At 65.4% G+C, this 14,762-nt stretch carries 12 protein-coding genes and 1 pseudogene; 9 read left to right on the forward strand and 4 right to left on the reverse strand.

Annotation, left to right across the window (positions count from 1 at the left end; all coding sequences use genetic code 11):
- The 3 genes and pseudogenes from AS156_RS45525 to AS156_RS39730 all read right to left on the reverse strand — a co-directional run.
- Positions 1-1,111, reverse strand: a 1,111-nt coding sequence (locus AS156_RS45525) for a c-type cytochrome (RefSeq protein WP_245313270.1), incomplete at both ends; no start/stop codon positions are given.
- Position 1,112: 1 nt separating this feature from the next.
- Positions 1,113-3,226, reverse strand: a pseudogene (locus tag AS156_RS45530) (xanthine dehydrogenase family protein molybdopterin-binding subunit); the annotation flags it as partial.
- Entirely contained in the window at positions 3,226-3,693 is a 468-nt protein-coding gene (locus tag AS156_RS39730; protein WP_066516132.1) for a (2Fe-2S)-binding protein, read from the reverse strand. The gene AS156_RS39730 and the pseudogene AS156_RS45530, both read right to left, overlap by 1 nt.
- A 288-nt stretch (positions 3,694-3,981) precedes the next feature.
- Here AS156_RS39730 and AS156_RS39735 point away from each other — a divergent pair, with 288 nt between their 5' ends.
- The 8 genes from AS156_RS39735 to AS156_RS39770 all read left to right on the forward strand — a co-directional run bounded on the left by AS156_RS39735 (position 3,982) and on the right by AS156_RS39770 (position 12,253).
- Positions 3,982-5,418 carry a 6-hydroxynicotinate reductase gene (locus AS156_RS39735; RefSeq protein WP_430641848.1) on the forward strand — a complete coding sequence of 479 codons (1,437 nt, stop codon included), beginning with the start codon at positions 3,982-3,984 and terminating at the stop codon, positions 5,416-5,418.
- Complete coding sequence (locus AS156_RS39740) at positions 5,415-6,323, forward strand: UPF0280 family protein (protein WP_066516136.1); 909 nt, start codon at positions 5,415-5,417, stop codon at positions 6,321-6,323. The genes AS156_RS39735 and AS156_RS39740 overlap by 4 nt, the downstream gene beginning before the upstream one ends.
- A gap of 20 nt (positions 6,324-6,343) precedes the next feature.
- On the forward strand, positions 6,344-6,928 hold the full coding sequence (locus AS156_RS39745) for an amino acid synthesis family protein (protein WP_066516275.1): 585 nt from the start codon (positions 6,344-6,346) through the stop codon (positions 6,926-6,928).
- Between the two features lie 29 nt (positions 6,929-6,957).
- Positions 6,958-8,172, forward strand: coding sequence for an ABC transporter substrate-binding protein (locus tag AS156_RS39750; RefSeq protein WP_066516137.1), 1,215 nt, complete (start codon positions 6,958-6,960; stop codon positions 8,170-8,172).
- 232 nt (positions 8,173-8,404) lie between these two features.
- On the forward strand, positions 8,405-10,294 hold the full coding sequence (locus AS156_RS39755; protein WP_066516139.1) for an ABC transporter permease: 1,890 nt from the start codon (positions 8,405-8,407) through the stop codon (positions 10,292-10,294).
- Positions 10,291-11,082: an ABC transporter ATP-binding protein gene (locus AS156_RS39760; protein ID WP_066516142.1), complete on the forward strand. Its 792-nt coding sequence runs from the start codon at positions 10,291-10,293 to the stop codon at positions 11,080-11,082. Before AS156_RS39755 ends, AS156_RS39760 begins: the two co-directional genes overlap by 4 nt.
- Positions 11,079-11,783, forward strand: a complete 705-nt coding sequence (locus tag AS156_RS39765; RefSeq protein ID WP_066516145.1) for an ABC transporter ATP-binding protein — start codon at positions 11,079-11,081, stop codon at positions 11,781-11,783. Before AS156_RS39760 ends, AS156_RS39765 begins: the two co-directional genes overlap by 4 nt.
- A 14-nt stretch (positions 11,784-11,797) precedes the next feature.
- Positions 11,798-12,253 carry a MarR family winged helix-turn-helix transcriptional regulator gene (locus AS156_RS39770; protein ID WP_066516147.1) on the forward strand — a complete coding sequence of 152 codons (456 nt, stop codon included), beginning with the start codon at positions 11,798-11,800 and terminating at the stop codon, positions 12,251-12,253.
- Positions 12,254-12,514: 261 nt separating this feature from the next.
- Here AS156_RS39770 and AS156_RS39775 read toward each other — a convergent pair whose 3' ends face one another.
- Complete coding sequence (locus AS156_RS39775) at positions 12,515-13,711, reverse strand: amidohydrolase family protein (protein WP_066516150.1); 1,197 nt, start codon at positions 13,709-13,711, stop codon at positions 12,515-12,517.
- Between the two features lie 167 nt (positions 13,712-13,878).
- Between AS156_RS39775 and AS156_RS39780 the strand changes: the two genes are divergently transcribed.
- A complete protein-coding gene (locus tag AS156_RS39780; protein ID WP_066516153.1) occupies positions 13,879-14,652 on the forward strand; it encodes a ferredoxin--NADP reductase in 774 nt (257 codons plus the stop codon).
- The last annotated feature ends 110 nt before the right edge of the window (positions 14,653-14,762 follow it).

The following is a 14,762-nucleotide window of genomic DNA, read 5'->3' on the forward strand; positions in this document are numbered from 1 at the left end:
CGATGCGGCGGTGGTCACGGCGGTGGTGGCTTCGAGCGTCGTGGCGAGGGCATCGAGGGTCGGCCGATCGGTTACGGTCTCGTTGAACGAGGCGAGGTAGACCGCCATGGCGCGGATGTCCTGGTCAGGCAGCGCGGCGAGCTCCTTCACGACCGGCGCCATCGGCCCGGCGGCGACGCCGTGGAAACGAGACTCGCCGGTGCGCAAATAGGCGTAGAGCTCGTTCTCGCTCCAGGGGATCGGTGCCTTCGACAGCGAGGTCAGCGCGGGCGCCTGCCAGCCTTCCGCGAAGCCGCCGGCGAGATAGGCGTCCTGCCGTTCCGCGCCGAGCGCATTGCGCGGCGAGTGGCACGCGCTGCAATGGCCGAGACCCTCGATCAGATAGGCGCCGCGATTCCACGTCTCGGATTTTGCGGGATCTGGCTGGAATGTGCTCGGCTGGTGGAACAGCGCATTCCAGCCGGCAAGCAGCGGGCGCAGGTTGAATGGAAACGCGAGCGCATTCTTCGGCGTCTCGGCACGGACGGGTGCCTGCGCCATCAGATAGGCGTAGAGCGCCTGCAGGTCGGCGTCGCTTGTTCGCGCAAAATGCGTGTAGGGAAATGCGGGATAGAGATGCCGTCCGTCGCGATGGATGCCCTCGCGCATCGCGCGCTCGAAGGCAGGGTAGGACCAGGCGCCGATGCCGGTGTCGACATCGGGTGTGATGTTGGTGGTGGTGATCGTGCCGAACGGCGTTTCGAGCGGCCGGCCGCCGGCGTTCAGGACGCCCTGTTCGGTCGTGTGGCATACGGCGCAGGCACCGAGTGCCGCGAGCTCCTTGCCACGAGCGATCGTCGCGACGGAATAGACCGATGCATCGGGGCGGGCGATCGGCGCGATCGCGCGCCATGGCAGCACGGCTGCGCCGATGCCGATCGCGGCCGCGCAAACCGCTGCAATGCCAGCGAGGATGCCGCCGCGCTTCACGAAGGGATTCTGCCAACCGCCGATCGGCGTTGTCGGCGCAGGCGGCGGAAGCGGAGCGGGCGCGGCTGGTTGCTCGCCGCGCAATCCCTTCAGGATGCGTTCCGGCGTGAACGGCAATTCGCGGAAGCGCACGCCGGTCGCGNGCGTCATAGATCGCGTTCGCGATGGCGGCGGCGCTCGGCACGGATGCGGACTCGCCGACGCCGAGCGGCGGCTGGTCCTGCCGCGGCAGCATCAGCACATCGATCTTGGGCACGTCGGGGAACTTGATGATGGGGTAGGCGCCCCATTCCCGCGCGGTCACCGCGCCGCGCTCGAAGGAGACCTCCTCCATCAGCGCGCGGCTGGTCGACTGGATGACGTTGCCCTGGATCTGGTGCCGCACGCCGTCCGGATTGATCATCAATCCGGAGTCCTGGCCGGCGACCACGCGGGTCACGCTGACGTCGCCCGTCGCCTTGTTGACGGCGACATCGGCGATCCACGCCGACCACGCCGCGCCATAGCCGGGAAACTTGCTGTGCACGTAGAGCGCATAGGCAAAGCCGCGGCCACGGACGATGTCGCCGTCGGCCTCCGGCTCCTGTCGCACCGGACGCGGCGTCCAGCCGGCACGCTCGGCGACCGCATTGACGAGATCGATCGCGCGCTTGTCCTTCAGATAGCGCAGGCGGTACTCGATCGGATCGACTTCGGCCTCGGCCGCGAGCTCGTCGATATAGGATTCATGGGCAAAGGTGTTCGGCAGCGCCGAGACGCCGCGCAGCCAGGACGCGCGCACGATCGGCGGCATGTCGTTGGCGACCACCCGCAGATTCTCGTAGTCGTAGGGCGGGATCGCGGTGCGGTCGCCCATCTCGAACACGGCCGCTTCAGGCGGAATTCGCCCGGTGAGCAGCAGCGCCAGCGTCGGCGCGCCGTTCGACGGGTAGCGCGTGGCAAAGTCGTAGCCGGCGACGCTGCCGTCGGCGTTGAGCCCGCCATTGACGTCCATCAGCTGAGCGGTGCCTTTCGGCTCCCAGGCGTGCTCCTGCTCGCGCGTGAGCTGCACGCGCACGGGGCGGCCGACCGCGCGCGACAGCAGCAGCGCATCGGCGGAAACGTCGTCGGCGCAGTTGCGGCCGTAGCAACCGGCGGCCTCCATCCTGATGACGTCGATCTCGCTCTCGGGCCGTTCGATCAGCAGCGCAAGATCGCCACGCAGGACGTGCGGGTTCTGAGTGCCGGACCAGACACGGATCGCAGCATCCGTGTAGTCGGCGACCGCGCAGGACGAGCCGATCGAGCCGTGCATCTGATACGGCCAGGTATAGGTCCGCTGCATCGGCGTGGCGGCAGCCTTGATCGCTGCGTCGACGTCACCCTTGTCGATCAGTGTGCGCGGCGTCGATGGATTGGCGCGCAGGGCCTTCTCGACATCGCTGAGATCAGTCAGCGCCGGTCCCGGCTTCCAGGTCACCTCGAGCTGCGCCGCGGCCTTGATCGCATTCTCCTCGCGTTCCGCGACCACGCCGACGAAATCGCCGATCCGCACCACCGCGACGACGCCCGGAATGTCGCGCACCGAGCTCTCATCGACCGCGATCAGGCTGGTGCCGACGAACGGGCCGGCGTCGACGCCGGCATAGGGCGGACGGACGACGCGTCCATGCAGCATGCCCGGCACACGAACATCGTGCACGTAGACCAACTCGCCGGTGGCTTTCGCAGGCAGGTCGACGCGCGGCACGGACTTGCCGACGATGGAGTAGGCGCTCACAGCCTTGAGCGGAACGTCATCGGCGAGCTCGAGCCGGATGGTCTCGTCCGCAATCAGTTCGCCATAGCTGACGCTGCGATTGTCCTTGCCGCGGATCAGGCCGTCCTCGATCGAAAGATCATCGGCCGACAACTCCAGCCGCTCGGCTGCGCGCGAGACCAGGAACTGCCGCGCTTGCGCTGCGGCCTTGCGCAGGGGAATGGCTGATATCTGGATCGTTTCGCTCGCGATCGTCGCGCCCTGGTTCGGCACCACGGCGGTGTCGCCGAGGATCACGACGACGCGGGCAAACGACACGTCGAGCTCTTCGGCGACGATCTGTCCCAGCGCGGTGCGGATGCCGGTACCGAGATCGACATGGCCGTTATAGGCATTCACCGTCCCGTCGGCGGTGATGGTGATGAAGGTCTCGAACGCGCCCTCCGCGCCGAGTATCGCGGGGCGAACGACCGACAGCGAGCCGCGTGGGCGCTGCTCTGATGATCCAAACTCCGTCATCAATCGCGCGCCTCGAACGGATGTCCGGCGGCGCGCATCGCCGCTCTGACTATCTCGACATGCGCGCCGCAGCGGCACAGATTGTAGCGCAGCGCTTCAAGCACCTCGTGCTCGGAGGGATTCGGATTACGGGTGAGCAGTGCCTTGGTGGTGATGATCATGCCGTTGAGGCAGTAGCCGCATTGCGCGGCCTGTTCGTGGATGAAAGCATCCTGCACGGGATCGGGATGCTCGCGGCTGCCGAGACCTTCGAGCGTCACGATGTCGCGTCCTGCGCAGCCTTCGATCGGAATCACACAGGCGCGCGCGGCGATGCCATCGATCAGCACGGCGCAGGCGCCGCATTCGCCGAGCCCGCAGCCGTATTTCGGTCCGTTCAATTCGAGATCGTTGCGCAGCACGTAGAGCAATGCGGTGTCGGGAGCGGCGTCGACGTCATGGTTCCTGCCGTTCACGGTCAGGCGCATCGCCCTGGTTCTCCCCTCGTGTTTGCGCTGCAACGTCAGCGTCTGATCCCAAAAGAGGATAACGTTTGTATACAAACGTGCAAGCGGCGGCATGCCGCGCTGCAGCGTGTGCTCGCTTTATGAACAGGGTGCGCAAGCGAAGGGCAGCTTTTGATTGCAAAGGCCGCTTGACAGGCCGAGGCCTCACGCGCAGGATCATTCGTATACGAACGATATGAACAGGTGGGCGGAAGCGCAGTATGATCGACCGCCGCCACAAGTCCAGGCTTGGTCACGATGGCTGACACAATGACTGTCGCTGCCGGCGACAAGATTCGCTGCGATGCCTGTCCGGTGATGTGCTACATCAAGCCGGGCGCGGCCGGCGCTTGCGACCGCTATGCCAATCAGGACGGAACGCTGGTTCGCGTCGATCCGCACGTCGTGCTGGAGCGCACCGTGTCGCATGGCGGCAAGCTGGTGCCGTTCCAGGTGAGCGGCGACTGGGACGGCAAGATCGTCCGCCAGCCCGATATCTTCGTCACCGCGATCGGCGCGGGAACCACCTATCCGGACTACAAGCCGGCGCCGTTCATCGTGTCGTCGGAGGTCGACGGCATCGACATGGTCACCGTCGTGACCGAAGGCATCTTCTCGTATTGCGGCGTCAAGGTGAAGATCGACACCGACCGCTATCTCGGCCCGGAAACGGCGGCGGTGCGGGCGGACGGCGAGGCGGTCGGCCACGTCACGACCAGCGAATACGGCTCGCAGATGCTTTCGCTCGGCGGCGTGCATCATCTGACCGGCGGCTCGAAGAAGGAAGGCCGCGTCACCTGCGACACGCTGATGGATCTCTCCAACTGCAAGGCCGTGGAGCTGACGATCGACGGCGGTGCCACCGTTGTGGTGCAGGCCGGCAAGGCGCCGATCGTCAACGGCATGGCGGAAGAACGCATGCGGGTCGGCTGCGGTTCGGCGACCATCGGCATGTTCGCCAAGCAGTGGCAGGGCAAGGTCGACGAGGTCGTGGTGGTCGATGACCACATCACCGGCGTGCTCAGCGAGCATCAGGCCGGCAAGCTGCTCGACATCGCCGACACCGGCATCAAGATGAAGGGCCGGCGCTCGACGCCCGGCCGCTATTTCCAGGTCGCCGATCCCGGCACCGGGTGGGGCGGCACCAATATCTCCGATCCGCTGTCGATCCTGGGGCCCTTCAATCCGAAGGAGGCGCGGCCGGGGCTGACGATGCTGATGGTCTCGACCACGGGCGAGCACGCCTCCTACTACGTGCTCGATCACGCTCTAAGGCCGGTCGAGACCGAGATGCCTGCCGACTTGAAATTTTCGGTCGAGCGCATCCAGGAGAATTGCGAGCCGGCGCTGTGCACCGTGCTGTTCATGGGCGGCGCGGGCGGGTCGCTGCGCGCCGGCGTCACCGATAATCCGGTGCGGCTGACGCGCTCGGTGAAGGACGCGTTGACGCGGGTGACCAGCGGCGGCGCGGCTGTTTATGTCTGGCCCGGCGGCGGCATCACCTTCATGGTCGACGTGACGCAGATGCCGGCCGGTGCCTTCGGCTATGTGCCGACGCCGGCGCTGGTGGCGCCGATCGAGTTCACGATGAAACTGTCCGACTATGCGGCGCTCGGCGGTCATATGGATTATGTCCGGCCGTTGTCGTCGCTGCGGGACAGCGCCGAGGTTCGCCCGATGCCCTTTATCCCCGGGCGGCGCGCATGACCCGGCTCCCGCAAATCGCGCTTCTTCCTGACGGCAAGCGGCTGCATTTGCAGGACGGTCCCATTGATCTGATCATCGAGGCGAATGGCGGCGCGGCTGATGTTCGTGCCGCGTATGAGGCGGCAGCGCGGCGCTTCGCGGGTCTGCTTGATGAACTCTGCGCGGAACTCACCGAACTGCGCAGTGCAACCGATCCTCGGCACTGCGCTCTGACGGGCGTCGTCGCGCGGCGCATGTATGCGGCGGTCGCACCGTTTGCCGCCGACTGTTTCATCACGCCGATGGCGGCGGTCGCGGGTTCGGTCGCGGAGGAAATCCTCCATGCGATGCTGGAGGCAGCGTCACTCGACCGCGCCTACGTCAACAATGGTGGCGACATCGCGCTTCATCTCGCCGGCGAAGAGCAATTCACAGTGGGCCTGATGGATCGGCCGGACCGGCATGGCGTGATGCGCACTGCGACCGTCGATGCCGACATGCCTGTCCGCGGTATCGCGACGAGCGGGCGCCACGGCCGCAGCTTCTCGCTTGGTATCGCTGATGCCGTCACGGTGCTCGCAGCAACCGCCTCGCAGGCCGATGCGGCCGCAACCATTGTCGCCAACGCCGTGGATCTGCCCGGCCATCCCACTATCGTGCGTCTTCCTGCCAATGAACTGCAGCCGGATAGCGATCTCGGTGCACGACTGGTGACGCGCGATGTCGGACCATTGTCGCAGGCCGAGGTCGAGCAGGCGCTGGAGGCGGGTGTCAATTGGGCGCAAGACCTCCTGACGTCGGGATTGATCGAGGGCGCGGCATTGCGTCTACTGGGCGAAACGCGGGTCGTTGGTGCAATTGGAGGCGAGACGCCGGCACCGCACGCGTTTCAAGGAACAACGATCAAAAACATGCTGCAGGCATGACCGGGAGCGAGGCTGACAAGATGAGTGCCGTCATTCGCAAGATCGTCACCGTGGTCGAGGAAACCCATCTGGAGATGGGCAAGACCATCGCGCCGCCGACCCGAAGAGCCGCCGCGATCGCGGTGATCGAGAATCCCTTCGCCGGCCGCTATGTCGAGGATCTGTCGCCGCTGATCGCGATCGGCGAGGAACTCGGCGAGTTGCTCTCGAAGCGGGCGGTCGCCGCGCTCGGCATCGACGGCGCCAAGGCGCACAGCTACGGCAAGGCCGCCGCCGTCGGCGAAAATGGCGAGCTGGAGCATGCGGCCGCAATCTTGCATCCGAAGATGGGCGCGCCGGTGCGCAAGGTGCTCTCCAAGGGAGCGGCGCTGATCCCGTCGTCGAAGAAGCGCTCCGGTCCGGGCACTACGCTGGACATTCCGCTCGGCCACAAGGATGCAGCCTTCGTGCGCAGCCATTTCGACGGCATGGAGGTGCAGATCAACGACGCGCCGCGCGCCAACGAGATCATGGTCGCGGTTGCCGTAACCGACAGCGGACGGCCGCTGCCCCGCGTCGGCGGGCTGACGGTTGACGAGATCAAGGGCGAAGACGGATTGCGATAATCTCTTTGAAGAAAAACCTGGAGGATGGGATGCGTGGTTATTTCGTAGGGGCGGGACTGGCGATCGCGGTCGCGACCGTGGCTGGCAGCGCCGTGACAACACAGGCCTTGGCGCAAAGCGAAATCAAGATCGGCGAGATCAACAGCTATTCGCTGCTGCCGGCGTTCACCGAGCCTTACCGCAAGGGCTGGCAGCTCGCGGTGGAGGAGGTCAACGCCGCCGGCGGCATCAACGGCAAGAAGCTTGTGGTCATTTCCAAGGATGACAATGGCAAGCCGGCCGACGCACAGACTGCCGCCAACGAGCTGGTCTCGAGCGAGAATGTCGCGATGCTCACGGGCACATTCCTGTCCAACATCGGGCTTGCGGTCAGCGACTTCGCCAAGCAGAAGAAGGTGTTCTTCCTCGCCGCCGAGCCACTGACCGACGCCATCACCTGGTCGAAGGGCAACCGCTACACCTTCCGCCTGCGTCCCTCCAACTACATGCAGGCCGCGATGCTGGTGGAGGAGGCGGTGAAGCTGCCCGCCAAGCGCTGGGCCACGATCGCGCCGAACTATGAATATGGTCAGTCGGCCGTCGCGGTGTTCAAGAAGCTGATGTCGGAGAAGCGCCCTGATATCCAGTGGGTCGACGAGCAGTGGCCGCCGCAGGGCAAGATCGACGCCGGCCCTGTGGTGCAGGCGGTCGCCGCCGCGAATCCGGAAGCGATCCTCAACGTCACCTTCGGCGCCGACCTCGTGAAGCTCGTGCGCGAGGGCAACACCCGCGGCCTGTTCAAGGACCGCAAGGTGGTGAGCTTCCTGACCGGCGAGCCGGAATATCTCGATCCGCTGAAGGACGAGACGCCGGAAGGCTGGATCGTCACCGGCTACCCCTGGTACTCGATCAAGACGCCGGAGCATGAGACGTTCCTGAAGGCCTACCAGGCCAAGTACAACGATTATCCGCGACTCGGCTCGATCGTCGGCTACGAGACCATCAAGTCGGCGGCGGCGATCCTCGCCAAGGCCAACTCGACCGATCCGGAGAAGCTGATCGCGGCGGCCGAGGGCATCTCGCTCTCGTCGCCGTTCGGCGAGATCACTTTCCGCAAGATCGATCACCAGTCGACGCTTGGCGCCTTCGTCGGCAAGACCGCGCTGAAGGATGGCAAGGGCATCATGGTGGACACGTCTTACCGCAAGGGATCTGACTATCTGCCCGGCGATGCCGAGATCGAGAAGATGCGGCCGAAGGATTGAGGCTCCTTCTCCCTCGCCCCGCTCTTGCGGGGAGAGGCAGTAAATCTCTCCCTCTCCCCGTTCTTACGGGGTCGAGACGAGCGAAGCTCGCTCTTAGAGGGTTGGGGTGAGGGGCTCTCTCCATGAGTTGCGCGACTCGATAGACCTGTACCCCCTCACCCGGATCGCAAGCGCGATCTGACCTCTCCCCGCAAGCGGGGCGAGGTAAGTAAGAAACCAACGCGGACCGCCCATGGCCTTTTACGTCGTCCAGTTCCTGACCGGTCTTGCCAGCGCGGCGTCGCTGTTCCTGGTGGCCTCGGGCCTGTCGATCATCTTCGGCGTGACCCGGATCGTGAATTTCGCGCACGGCGCGTTCTACATGCTCGGCGCCTACGCCGCCTTCACACTGACCGAACGCCTCGGCGGAGCGCTCGGCTTCTGGGGCGGCGTCGTCGTTGCGGCGCTGATCGTCGCCGCGATCGGCGTGCTGGTCGAGATGCTGCTGCTGCGCCGGATCTACCATGCGCCCGAGCTGTTCCAGCTGCTCGCGACCTTCGGGCTGACGCTGATGGTCGAGGACCTCGTAGTCCTGATCTGGGGCCCAGATGATCTGGTCGGTCGCCGCGCGCCGGGGTTCAGGGGGGCGATCGATTTCTTCGGCCAGAACATCCCGAGCTACGATCTGTTCTTGATCGTCATGGGGCCGTTGGTGCTCGGCATCCTCTGGCTCTTGTTCCAGCGCACGCGCTGGGGCGTCCTGGTGCGCGCGGCGACGCAGGACCGCGATATGGTCGCGGCGCTCGGCGTCAATCAGAAATGGCTGTTCACCAGCGTGTTCGCCCTCGGCGTCTTCCTTGCCGCCCTTGGCGGTGCGCTGCAGATTCCGCGCGATGCCGTGAACCATGCGATGGACCTGCGCGTCATCGTCGAGGTCTTCGTCGTGGTCGTGATCGGTGGCCTCGGCAGCATCACCGGCGCCTTCGTGGCGGCCGTGCTGGTGTCGGAGCTCAATGCGTTCGGCATCCTGATCTTTCCGAAGATCTCCATCATCCTGGTGTTCCTGGTGATGGCGGTGGTGCTGATCGTCAGGCCGTGGGGGCTGTTCGGCAAGCCGGAAGCGCCGGCGCGACGCACGCCCGGCCTCACTGTCAATCCCTGGCGACCGCTGACGGCCAACGAACGGTTCGCCGCGATTGCAGCGCTCGTGATTGCCGCCGCGCTGCCGCTCTTTGCCGGCAACTACGCGCTCACCGTCGGCTCGGAGATCGCGATCTTCGTGATCTTCGCGGTGAGCCTGCATTTCCTGATGTCGGTCGGCGGGCTCGCATCGTTTGGTCACGCCGCCTATTTCGGCCTCGGCGCCTATGGCGTGGCGTTGCTTGCCAAGATGGCGGGGCTGCCGATGATCGCGTGCCTGCTGCTCGGGCCGTTGTTGGGTCTGCTCGGGGCGGCCGTGTTCGGCTTCTTCGCCGTCCAGCTCTCCGGCGTCTATTTCGCGATGCTGACGCTGGCCTTCGCGCAGATCGTCTGGTCGATCGCGTTCCAGTGGGTGTCGGTCACCGGCGGCGACAACGGCATCCTCGGGGTCTGGCCCGAGAAATGGGCGGCGAGCCCGTCGCATTTCTACTGGCTGTCGCTCGGCATCGCGGCGCTTGCGGTTGTCATCCTCCGCATCATGGTGTTCTCGCCGTTCGGCTTCGCGCTGCGTGCCACCCGCGACTCTCCGCTGCGTAGCGAGGCGATCGGCATCAACGGCAAGCGCGTCCAGTGGACCGCCTTCGTGATCGCGGGCACCGTCGCCGGTCTCGCCGGCGCGCTGTTCGCCTATCTCAAGGGCAGTGTCTTTCCGGATAACATGGGCATCTCGCTCTCGGTCGATGCGCTCGTCATGGTGCTGCTCGGCGGCGTCGAGACGGTATCGGGCGCCGTGATTGGCGCTGTTGTCTACAAGGCGCTCAACATCTGGTTGGTCAGCCAGACCGAGCTCTCCAAGCTCGTGCTCGGCGCCTTCGTCGTGCTGATCGTCGTTGCCTTCCCGAAAGGCATCGTCGGCACGCTCGAGGCCTTCATGCATCGCCGGCGCAAATCCTCATCGTCGACGTCGTCACTTGTCACCTCCCGCATCGAGACTGCCGAATGAGCATGGTCCCCACATTGCTGTCGGTCGAGGGCCTGACCAAATCCTACGGCGGCGTGCATGCCGTGCGCGGCGTCTCGTTCGAGTTGCGATCAGGCGAGATTCTTGCGCTGATCGGGCCGAACGGCGCGGGCAAGAGCACGTGCTTCAACGTGCTCAATGGCCAGATCATCCCGGACGCCGGCCGCGTCCGTCTGCTGGGCGAGGACATCACCGGCAAGAAGCCGCGCGCGATCTGGCGCATGGGCGTCGGCCGGACCTTCCAGATCACCGCGACGTTCCCGACCATGACGGTGCGCGAGAACGTGCAGGTCGCGCTGGTGTCGTACGGCCAGCATTTGTTCAACCTGTGTGCCTCGACCGCGAACCATGCGCGCGACGAGGCCGGGCGGCTGCTCGACCTGGTCGGCATGGGCGCCTATGCCGAGCGTCCCTGCGGCGAACTCGCCTATGGCGATCTCAAGCGGCTCGAGCTTGCGATCGCGCTCGCCAACCGGCCGAAGCTGCTGCTGATGGACGAGCCGACCGCCGGCATGGCGCCGCGCGAGCGCATCGAGTTGATGCGGCTCACCGCGCGGATCGCGCGCGAGCAGTCGATCGGTGTGCTCTTCACCGAGCACGACATGGACGTGGTGTTCGAGCATTCCGACCGCATCCTGGTGCTCAATCGTGGCACGCTGATCGCCGAAGGTTCGCCGGAAGAGGTCCGCGGCAATGCCCAGGTCCGCTCCGTCTATCTCGGCGAAGGCCTGGTCTACGACGCGCGTCATCGCGAGGGAGCATCGGCATGAAGCTCGCGGTGACGGATCTCAACAGCTTCTACGGCCCGGCGCACATCCTGTTCGACATCGCGCTCGAGGTCGGCGAGGGCGAGGTGGTCGCGCTGCTCGGGCGCAACGGTGCCGGCAAATCCACGACCTTCCGCTCCATCGTCGGCCTGGTCGAGAACCGCTCCGGCCGCATCATGTTCGAGGGCAAGGACGTCTCGCGCGAGCCGACACATGCGATCGTGCGCAGCGGCCTCGGCTATGTGCCGGAGGAGCGACGTATATTCACCGATCTGACGGTGGAAGAAAATCTCGAGGTCGGCCGCCAGCCGAAGCGTCCCAATGCGCCGCAGTGGGATCGCGACAAGTTGTTCCAGCTGTTCCCGAACCTCGGCGAGATGCGCGGACGGCCCGGCGGCCGCATGAGCGGCGGCGAGCAGCAGATGCTGACGATTGCGCGCACGCTGATGGGCAATCCGTCGCTGGTGCTGCTCGATGAACCCTCGGAAGGGCTGTCGCCGAAGATCGTCGAGCAGATGGTCGAGGCGATCCTGGCGATGAAGAAAGAGGGCGTCAGCATCGTCGTATCCGAGCAGAATTTGCACTTCGCGCGGCTGATCTCGGATCGCGCCTACATCATCGAGCGCGGCCGGATCTGCTTCGGCGGGACCATGGCTGAACTCGACGCGCGTCCGGATGTCCGCGACGCGCATTTGTCATTGTGAGACGGGACGAGACGATGGCCAGGACCAGTGCCCAGAAGCGAGGCGTGAAGGCAGCCAAGCCGGCCTACGTGCTGGACGACCAGATCGGCTTCATCCTGCGCCAGGTGTCGCAGCGTCACGCCATGATCTTCGCCCGCGACATCGGCATCAGCCTAACGCCGACGCAGTGGGCGGCGTTATCGAAGCTGTCAGAGGTCGGGGCGTGCTCGCAGAACCAGCTCGGGCGGCTGACGTCGATGGACGTTGCGACCATCAAGGGCGTGATCGATCGGCTGACCGCGCGTGGCCTGACCGAGACCTCGCCCGATCCGAACGACGGCCGACGCCTGCTCGTCAGTCTCACGCGTGTGGGTCAGCAGATGGCGGAAAAGGGCGCTCCGAACGCGCTTGCGATCTCGAAGGAGACGCTGGCGCCGCTCGACGCCAAGGAGCGGGACACGCTGATGACGCTGCTTGGCAAGTTGCGGTGATTCAAGTCCATCACCGTCACCCTGAGGAGGTCGCAAAGCGACCGTCTCGAAGGGCGACGGCCCGGCTCTCTGCCGCGGGCCGTTCACCCTTCGAGGCACGCTAGCGCGTGCACCTCAGGGTGACGGGTCTACGCTCGTCATTGCGAGCGAAGCGAAGCAATCCATCGTGCGGCATACGCAGAAGCTTGGATTGCGTCGTCGCTTCAGCGCAAAATTGCTTTGCAATTTTGTCGCGAGCTCCTCGCAATGACGGCGGAGAGGTTACTTCGCCACGATCTCCGGCACTTTGCCCGCTGGCGGCGTGTTGCGGCTGCGCTGGGTGCGGACGATGCCGTCGATGATGGTCATGCCGATGCCCGGGAGATCGCCGAGCTGAACGCTCTCCAGGATGTTCTTGCCGGGGGAGTGCTGCGCCTTGTCCATCAGCACGAAATCGGCGGAGCGGCCGACCTCGATCAGGCCACAATCGAGCTCGCGCATCCGTGCGGTGTTGCCGGTCGCGAGGCAGAAGGCGAGCTCTGCCGGCAACTCGCCGAGCGAGGACAATAGCGAGACCATGCGCAAAATGCCGAGCGGCTGCACGCCGGAGCCGGCCGGCGCGTCGGTGCCGAGGATGACGCGATGCAGATCGCCCATTTCGCGCGCGGTGCGGAGCGTAAACAGCGCGGAGCGCTCATTGCCGTTGTGAACCAGCTCGAGCCCGCGCTTGCAGCCCTCGCAGATGCAGCGGATCTGGTCGTCGGGCAGCGCGGTGTGGCCGCCATTGATGTGGCCGACCACGTCGGTATCAGCCTCCAGCACCACGTCCTTGTCGATCAGGCCGGAACCGGGGATCGAGGGGCCGCCGGTGTGGATCGTGCTCTGGATGCCGTATTTGCGCGCCCAGCCGACCATCTTGCGCGCGGTCGGGCCGTCCTTGACGCCGCCGAGCCCGACCTCGCCGAGCAGCTTGACGCCGGCGGCGGCCATTTCCTTGAAATCGTCCTCCACCATCTCGCATTCGATGACGGGCGCGCCGGCATGCACCTTTACGCCGCCGGGCCGCAGCGTCCAGAACGCGCGCTGCGCGAAGATCGCCATCGCCTTCAGCCCGACCACGTCGCGCGGGCGCCCGGGCATATGCACCTCGCCGGCCGAGATCATGGTGGTGACGCCGCCGTGCAGATAGCTGTCGATCCAGTTGATCTGGTTCTGCCGTGGCGTCCAGTCGCCGGCGACCGGGTGGACGTGGCTGTCGATCAGGCCGGGAGCGACCGTCGTTCCGTTGGCATCGACGATGGTGGTGGCGCCTTCGGTGTCGACGTCCTTGAGGCGGCCGATGGCCGTGATTTTTCCGTTCTCGGCGACGATGGTGTCGGCATCGAGGATCGGCCTTTCCAGGGCCCCCGACAGCAGAAGCCCGATATTGCGGATCACCAGCTTGCTGGGGCCGGTGGCCTGGGGCGCGTCGTGAGCCATGGGTGGTTTCCTTCTGTTGTTGAAATTGCTTGCGAATTTGAGCCCGGCTTGACTTCCGGATCAAGCTGGATTATTCGTTTGTATACGAATGATCGTATACAAACGATCCGGCCGGTCAACGGGGTTCAAGTCCTTACCCGCCGCAGCACAAATCAGGGATTGGTGCGATGAGCAATTTCAATCAGGAAAGCGTCCTCAGCGTTCATCACTGGACCGACACGCTGTTCTCCTTCACCACCACGCGCAATCCGTCGTTCCGTTTCCGCAACGGCGAGTTCACCATGATCGGGCTCAAGATCGGCGAGAAGCCGCTGCTGCGCGCCTACAGCGTCGCCAGCGCGAATTACGAGGACACGCTCGAATTCTTCTCGATCAAGGTTCCGGACGGCCCGTTGACCTCGCGCCTCCAGCATCTGAAGGAAGGCGACGAGCTCATCGTCAGCCGCAAGGCGACCGGTACGCTGGTGATCGACAATCTCGAGGACGGCCGCAACCTCTATCTGGTCGGCACCGGCACGGGCCTCGCGCCCTTCCTCAGCGTGATCAAGGATCCCGAGACCTACGATCGTTTCGAGAAGGTCGTGCTGCTGCACGGCTGCCGCCGCGTCAAGGAACTCGCTTACGGCGAGATGATCACCGAGCGGCTGCCGAATGACGAATTGATCGGCGAGCTCGTGCGCGACCAGCTGATCTACTATCCGACCGTGACGCGCGATCCTTTCCGCAATCGCGGCCGCATCACGGACCTCATCACCTCGGGCAAGCTGTTCACCGATATCGGCCTACCCGCACTCGATGCCGCGCATGACCGCGTCATGATCTGCGGCTCGCCGGCGCTGGTCGCCGACACCCGCGCGCTGCTCAACGGCCGCGGCCTCGTCGAAGGCAATCACGGCGAGCCCGCGCAGTTCGTGGTCGAGAAGGCATTCGCCGAGCGCTGAAGCGTGATGAGATGGGTTGAGCTGGATCGGCAGCGGAGGTTCACCTCTCCCCATTGGGGAGAGGTCGGCGCGTAGCGCCGGGTGAGGGGTTCCGGTCCCTCGTTGGAGCT

The sequence above is a fragment of the Bradyrhizobium macuxiense genome (genome assembly GCF_001542415.1).
In the GTDB taxonomy this organism is placed as follows: Bacteria; Pseudomonadota; Alphaproteobacteria; order Rhizobiales; family Xanthobacteraceae; genus Bradyrhizobium; species Bradyrhizobium macuxiense.